Genomic DNA, 6,888 nt, shown 5'->3' on the forward strand with positions numbered 1-6,888 from the left:
ATAAAGTTTGTACTAAGTTTGACAACTTTGTTTCAAAAAAAGCTTGTCGTTAAAACAGCGAGCTTTAGAAAATATAGATGACGCATCAGATTGGTATTATTAAAAAGGAAATTGACTATGGCACGTAAAGGTATGATTCTAGCTGGGGGCTCAGGCACACGCTTGTACCCCCTCACCTACGCCATGAGCAAACAGCTTTTACCTGTCTATGATAAACCCATGATTTATTACCCGCTCAGTGTGCTTATGCTTGCAGGTATTAACGAGATTTTGGTTATCAGTACACCGCAAGACATTGGACGATACGAATCCTTACTCGGTGACGGCGCACAATGGGGAATTAAACTACAGTATAAAGTGCAACCATCTCCAGATGGACTCGCTCAAGCATTCATTTTAGGTGAAGAGTTTCTCGCGGGTGAGCCAGCGGCACTTGTGCTTGGGGACAATATTTTTTATGGACATGATTTGCATGAGATGCTACAGGAAGCAAATGCACAAACAGCAGGTGCTACCGTATTCTCCTATCATGTCAGCGACCCAGAGCGTTATGGTGTTGTTGAGTTTGACGAGAGTAAAAAGGCCATTTCTATTGAAGAAAAACCAAAACAACCGAAATCAAATTATGCTGTGACAGGGCTATATTTTTATGACAAGCATGTCGTTGAATATGCTAAAACAATAAAACCATCCTTGCGTGGTGAGTTAGAGATTACAGATTTAAACAACATCTACCTCCAAAAAGCTCAACTTAAAGTACAGGCGATGGATCGCGGCTTTGCTTGGCTAGACACAGGCACCCATGAATCGTTACACGATGCAGGCTCTTTTGTTGCATCAATCCAAAAACGTCAAGGCTTACAGGTGGCGTGCGTAGAAGAAATTGCTTATCGTATGGGTTATATTAACCGAGATAAACTTATCGAGTTGGCTCAGCCGCTGCTGAAAAGTGACTACGGGCAATATTTGCTCAAGGTGGCTAAGGCTCGTTAAGATTAGCTGTGATTTTAAATCGCCGCGCTTTCACCAATAAAATAGAAGATAAATTACATTATGAATGTCATCCAGACTGAAATCCCAGATGTGCTTATTATTGAACCCAAAGTATTTGCAGATGATAGAGGCTTTTTTATGGAAAGCTTTAATCAACAGCGATTTAATGAAATTGTTGGGCGAGAAGTGAACTTTGTTCAAGACAATCATTCGCGCTCCTCAAAGGGAGTTTTACGAGGACTGCACTATCAACTCGCACCAAAAGCCCAAGGCAAGCTTGTTCGTGTGACGCAGGGAGAGGTATTTGATGTCGCTGTTGATATGAGACGCAACTCGCCAACCTTTGGCAAGTGGACAGGGGTCATTTTAAGTGGCGAAAATAAACGCCAATTTTGGATTCCAGAAGGGTTTGCCCATGGTTTTTATGTGCTCAGCGAAACGGCTGATTTTTTGTATAAGACCACTAACTTCTACTCGCCTGCGCATGAACACTCGATAAAATGGGATGATCCGTCAATTGATATTGACTGGGGGCTGAGTTGCGTTCCAATTGTTTCTATAAAAGATTTACAGGGTACTGCTTTTCATAAAGCTATATTTTTTTAATTTTAATTACGGTAATTATTATGGCTCACCAAGAACAAAAAGATTTTTTTAACTTAGTCAAGAATGAGTTCCCTGAGTATTTTGTAGATACCTTAGTTTTAGATGTTGGGTCTTTGGATATAAATGGTAATAATTCTCATTTATTTGAGAGTTGTCTTTATGTCGGCGTTGATGTTGCGGATGGTGTAAATGTTGACATTGTTTCTAAAGGACATGAGGTGGACTTGCCGTCTAAATGCCTAGATGTTGTTATTTCAAGCGAGTGTTTTGAGCATGATATGCATTATTCAGAGACATTAAAAAATATGTATAGGATGTTAAAGCCAGGTGGGCTATTTACTTTTACTTGTGCTACATTAGGCCGTCCAGAACATGGCACTGCAAGAACAACACCTCATGATGCCCCTTTATTACAAAATTTTGATGATTGGAGCAACTACTATCTTAATTTAACCGAAGACGATATACGAAAAGTATTAAATGTAGATGAACTTTTCAAGAAGTATGTTTTTCAAATTAATCATAAAACACATGACTTATACTTTTATGGGATTAAAAATGGTGACTGGATTAGATCCAACTTACATAAACCAATGAAGTATTTGATTTGTAAGCAGTCTGAACAGTCTCAACGGTTGGTAGTAGCAGAAAAAGAGTCGGGGAAACTATACGATGACTTAGAGAAAATAAAGGGGCAGTATGCGTTGCTCGCGGAAGATTTTTCATCGTTACGAAAGGAATTAGAAGCCGTCTATCGGAGTAAGTCATGGCTTGTTACTCGTCCATTTCGTCTGTTTAGAAGATTGATAACAGGTAAGGTTCCAATTCGTAAGATCTTGCGACCTTTGTATAAAATAAGTCCGCGATTGCTCTCGGTACGCATTGCACTAGAAAATACTTATCAGAGAGTTTTTAGCTCATCTGTACTTTCTAGTCAAAATATGCCTGCCTTTAATGCTTTGACAGCCAATCGCTTTTCTTCATTACCAAAAAATGATTCAATCTTAAATAATCTCCCTGTAGATGATTTGCCGCATATTGATATGACTGTAGTTACTTTCAACAATGGACGTTGGTTAGATTCGTTTATGACGAGTTTGCTTGCCCAATCTTATCCATTGTCAAAAATTAATTTGTTTTTTAATGATAATGGTTCGTCAGATGAAACAGTTGGCATGATTGAAGAAATGAAATGTTTACATGGATTAAAATTTTCATCCTTTAATGTGTTTCAGAGTGGTAATGTTGGATTTGGTGCTGGGCATGATGTTTGTATTCGTCATGGAAAGTCGCATTTCTTTTTGGTGTGTAATGTTGATATTGAGTTTGAGGAAAAAGCTCTTGTAAACATTGTTAATGCTGCATTAAAAGATTCTGAAAATGTTGCTTCTTGGGAAATGAGGCAGATTCCATATGAGCATCCTAAATATTATGATCCTGTTACGCTTGAAACAAACTGGTCATCGCATGCGTGTATTTTGATTCGACGTTCAGCTTATTTTGAGGTTGGAGGTTATGACTCGAAAATTTTTATGTATTGTGAGGACGTTGAGTTGTCTTATCGTTTTCGTTTGCACGGTTATTTACTTAAATACTGCCCAAGAGCTGTTGTTGTTCACCACACTTACGAAGATTTAACACAGATAAAAAAGCTGCAGTACGCAGGAAGTATTTTAGGAAACGGTTATCTAAGACTGCGTTACGGTACATGGAAAGACAAGTTAGCTCTGTTGCCAATGTATGTAGGTCTTTTAGCTAGGCGGGAGCCATTTAGCGGAGCAAGGAAACTGGTATGGAGAAATGTCGGGCAGACCATCAAAAATTTTGGACATTTTTTCAAACTGCAAAAAAAAGCGAATGTTTTTTTTCCTTTTAGAGGTTTTGATTACGATATGATTCGTGAAGGTGCATTTTATCAAGTTAAGCCACCAATTCAGAAAGGACCTCTTGTTTCTGTTATAACTAGAACTTACGCTGGTCGAGGAATGTTTTTAAAACAGTCCATTGAGTCTGTGATGAATCAGACTTATTCTAATATTGAATTGATTATTGTGGAGGATGGTGGCGAGACATTAAAGGAGTTTGTTGAGGGAATGCCTATGGGGGCTACTAAAATATCTTATTATTCTCAACCAAAAGTGGGGAGATCCGCCACGGGTAATTATGGACTTTCTGTGTCTAAAGGAGAGTACTTAATGTTTTTGGATGACGACGATCTTTTATTTTCTGACCATGTAGAGGTGTTGATGAACTTACTCTTAGAAGAGGATGTTTTGGCTGCCTATTCTTTAAGTACGGAGGTTTCGACTAGAGTTGTAGAAGGCAATCAGAGTTACATTGAAGAAGGGGTTTATACTCACAAAGTATTGGCTCAAGAGTTTGATTATGAGATATTATTAGACCATAACTACATTACAATACAATCTATTTTATTCCACCGCTCTTGTTATGATGCTAGGGGTGGTTTTGACGAAAAATTAGATATGTTAGAAGACTGGAACTTATGGCTTCGTTATGCATATAAAAATAAGTTCAAATATGTTGATAAAGTGACTTCACTTTATAGAGTACCCTCAGACGCAAAACAAAAAATCGAGCGAGCACAAATGTTGCATGCTGCATATGAGATTGCTCTTCAAAATGCCAAAACAGCTTGTAAAAGCTATCACGCATTAAAAAGGTAAATGGAATGGTTACTCGTAACATTAATAATTTCAATTTATTAAGATTAGTCGCCGCCTATTCAGTACTTTACTATCATTCGTTTTTTCTTTATCTAAACGCGGGTAAGTGCGTTACATTTGGAGATGTATCTTTAGGCGCTTTAGCTGTGTATGTTTTTTTTTCTATCAGTGGCTTCTTAATTTTTAAAAGTTGGATTGCAGACCCTAATGTTTTTAGATATCTCTGTAGGAGATTGTTAAGAATCTTACCTGCTCTTTTTATCGTTGTTGTTCTTTCATTAGTTGTACTTGGTCCTTTAGTTGGAACATTGTCAGTTGTTGATTATTATAAGGATGCGGAAACTTGGACTTATTTAAAGAACGTACTATTGTATCCCGTTTATCATTTACCTGGTGTTTTTGCGAGCAACCATTATCCAAGTGCTGTAAATGGGTCGTTATGGAGCTTACCTGTTGAGTTTTTTATGTATTTGATTTTAATCCTGATAGGAGTTGTCTTTCGACAGAAATTAAAATGGGGACTTGTTTTCGCTTTGTGTATATTTGTTTTTGCATATTTTTTTTCAGTTGATACTTCAGGAGTTTTTATTTTTTATGGTGTGGATTTAAAACAGATTGCGCCGAATGGAATTTTTTTTATAATAGGAGCAATTATTGCTGCATTCAAGCTTGAAAAGAGTTTGACATTGCCGGGCTCATTTTTTATTTTAGCGCTACTTATGTTTACGAGTCACGGCGTTTTATTTCAAGTGTTGACTTGGATAGCCATACCATATCTTAGTTTGGCTTTTGCCTTGCAATCCTCTTGGCTTTCAGTGAAAATTAAAGATATGGGGGATTACTCATACGGAGTTTATATTTATGCTTTCCCAGTACAACAAACAACTGTTTATTTTTTTCCAGGCCTACCTTTTTTTAGCCATGTAATAATAGATATTTTAATCACTACGTTTCTTGCTGTTGTTTCTTGGCATTTTATTGAGAAGAATGCTTTAAAGTATAAGCCGCTAAGTAATCATCCTTTGTAGATGTTGTCTTGAAAATAATTTAGACGTGTTTGCTTTTTTTAACACTTAGGAATCAGTATGTTAGTAAGTGCCTTACGCCTGTCTATTCGTAAAAGCTGAGAGATTTAAATGTGAAATCATGTTTAAAATTTTTTGTTACGAGCTGATTGATAAAATAATAAAAAAGAGGAAAATTTTCTCATGGTTATCTTGGTCATGCTTGCGAGTTGTGATGGAGAAAAATACTTATCACAACAAGTTAATTCAATCTTTAAGCAAAAAAATGTCGCTGTAAACTTAGTTTTCAGCGATGATAGCGAATCTAAAGACTCTATCGATTTTCTCCGGAATGTTTCGGTTGAGCTTGGAGTTGACTCGAAAAAAATAAAAATTATTAAAGGTCCTAGGCAAGGTGCAAATGCTAATTTCGCTCACCTTATCAGCTCTGTTGATATAAGCAACTCGGTATATTTTGCTTTTTCTGACCAAGATGATGTTTGGCAGCAAGATAAGTTGTGTGTGGCCAAAGAAAAGCTGGCTACTGTATATGATATTGCCAAGCCTTCGATTTATATGGGGCGAACTATGGTTTGCGACATGGACTTGAATCCTTTATTTTTATCCAAAGGTAAACCGCGTCCAGCCAGTTTCCGCAATGCACTGTTAGAGTCTATAGCTGGTGGTAATACGATGGTATTTAATCAAACAACATTGGCTTTACTAAAAAAAGCAGGTATGCCTGTGCATCATGATTGGTTGTCTTATATGGTGGTGACTGCGTGCGGTGGAACGGTTATATTTGATGATGAGCCGTATGTGTTATATCGTCAACATGATGCTAATGTGATTGGGGCGAATAATGGTTTTATTCAAAAATGGTATCGATTAAAAAAATTATTGAGTAACGATTTTAGGAGTTGGGTCGAGGACAATATTGAGGCGCTGAAACCACTTGTTAATGATATGACTGCGGATTCCCGTTTAACGTATGAGGGGTTTGTCCAATTGCATGATATGCGTGGCTGGTATCGTTGTTTATCTCGATTATTTCTTTTTAAAAAGCTTGGACTATATCGTCAACGTCGTTTTGAGCATTGGGGGTTTGCGTTGGCGGCTTTCTTAGGGAAAATTTAATTAATGTTGGTTTCGTGGGCAGGGCGGTTTTGTAATCCCCCCTGTTAAGTCAATGATTTGTTAGATTGATTTGTTAGATAATGATCTGCCCTCGAATTGACGGACACCTTTTAACGTAAAAAGAGAGGTGTCAAATGCAACGCAATCGTTACGATGACTCATTCAAAGCTGAGGCAGTGAGTTTAGCATTATCAGGAGAGCTGAGTTACGCGGAAGTGGCTCGAGATTTGGGTATAAACTACGGAACATTAACGAACTGGATTTATGAAACCATGAAGAATCCTAAAGCTGCCTCAACCAAAGGCCAAAGCCCAAGTCGCCAAGACTATCAAACATTAGAGCGTCAACTCAAAGCCGCTCATAAAGAGCTTGATTTGCGCAAGCGGGAGATTGAATTCCTAAAAAAGGCAAGCGCGTACTTTGCGAGCCTGAAACCGTAAAGTACGCAATGATTGGTCAGGACG

General features: G+C 37.7%; 6 protein-coding genes. All 6 read left to right on the forward strand.

The window, feature by feature from the left end:
* Nucleotides 1–111: 111 nt before the first annotated feature.
* The 6 genes from rfbA (at nt 112) to DFR44_RS05855 (ending at nt 6,864) form a co-directional block, all read left to right on the forward strand.
* Nucleotides 112–993 carry a glucose-1-phosphate thymidylyltransferase RfbA gene (gene rfbA, locus DFR44_RS05830; RefSeq protein WP_133620000.1) on the forward strand — a complete coding sequence of 294 codons (882 nt, stop codon included), beginning with the start codon at nt 112–114 and terminating at the stop codon, nt 991–993.
* Nucleotides 994–1,053: 60 nt separating this feature from the next.
* Entirely contained in the window at nt 1,054–1,599 is a 546-nt protein-coding gene (gene rfbC / locus DFR44_RS05835; RefSeq protein WP_133620003.1) for a dTDP-4-dehydrorhamnose 3,5-epimerase, read from the forward strand.
* A 20-nt stretch (nt 1,600–1,619) separates the two neighbouring features.
* Nucleotides 1,620–4,283: a glycosyltransferase gene (locus DFR44_RS05840; RefSeq protein WP_133620005.1), complete on the forward strand. Its 2,664-nt coding sequence runs from the start codon at nt 1,620–1,622 to the stop codon at nt 4,281–4,283.
* A 5-nt stretch (nt 4,284–4,288) separates the two neighbouring features.
* Nucleotides 4,289–5,311 (forward strand): acyltransferase family protein, encoded by a 1,023-nt coding sequence (locus tag DFR44_RS05845; RefSeq protein WP_133620007.1) that lies wholly within the window; start codon nt 4,289–4,291, stop codon nt 5,309–5,311.
* Nucleotides 5,312–5,491: 180 nt separating this feature from the next.
* On the forward strand, nt 5,492–6,424 hold the full coding sequence (locus DFR44_RS05850; RefSeq protein ID WP_133620009.1) for a glycosyltransferase: 933 nt from the start codon (nt 5,492–5,494) through the stop codon (nt 6,422–6,424).
* 134 nt (nt 6,425–6,558) lie between these two features.
* Complete coding sequence (locus DFR44_RS05855) at nt 6,559–6,864, forward strand: transposase (protein WP_133620012.1); 306 nt, start codon at nt 6,559–6,561, stop codon at nt 6,862–6,864.
* Nucleotides 6,865–6,888 lie beyond the last annotated feature (24 nt).

It is taken from the genome of Hydromonas duriensis (genome assembly GCF_004363775.1).
Classification (GTDB): domain Bacteria; phylum Pseudomonadota; class Gammaproteobacteria; order Burkholderiales; family Burkholderiaceae; genus Hydromonas; species Hydromonas duriensis.

What these genes read in the sequence shown, in the direction of transcription:
- rfbC (WP_133620003.1), top strand. Translation starts at nt 1,054, where the DNA reads ATGAATGTCATCCAGACTGAAATCCCAGATGTGCTTATTATTGAACCC.
- DFR44_RS05840 (WP_133620005.1), top strand. Translation starts at nt 1,620, where the DNA reads ATGGCTCACCAAGAACAAAAAGATTTTTTTAACTTAGTCAAGAATGAG.
- DFR44_RS05845 (WP_133620007.1), top strand. Translation starts at nt 4,289, where the DNA reads ATGGTTACTCGTAACATTAATAATTTCAATTTATTAAGATTAGTCGCC.
- DFR44_RS05850 (WP_133620009.1), top strand. Translation starts at nt 5,492, where the DNA reads ATGGTTATCTTGGTCATGCTTGCGAGTTGTGATGGAGAAAAATACTTA.
- DFR44_RS05855 (WP_133620012.1), top strand. Translation starts at nt 6,559, where the DNA reads ATGCAACGCAATCGTTACGATGACTCATTCAAAGCTGAGGCAGTGAGT.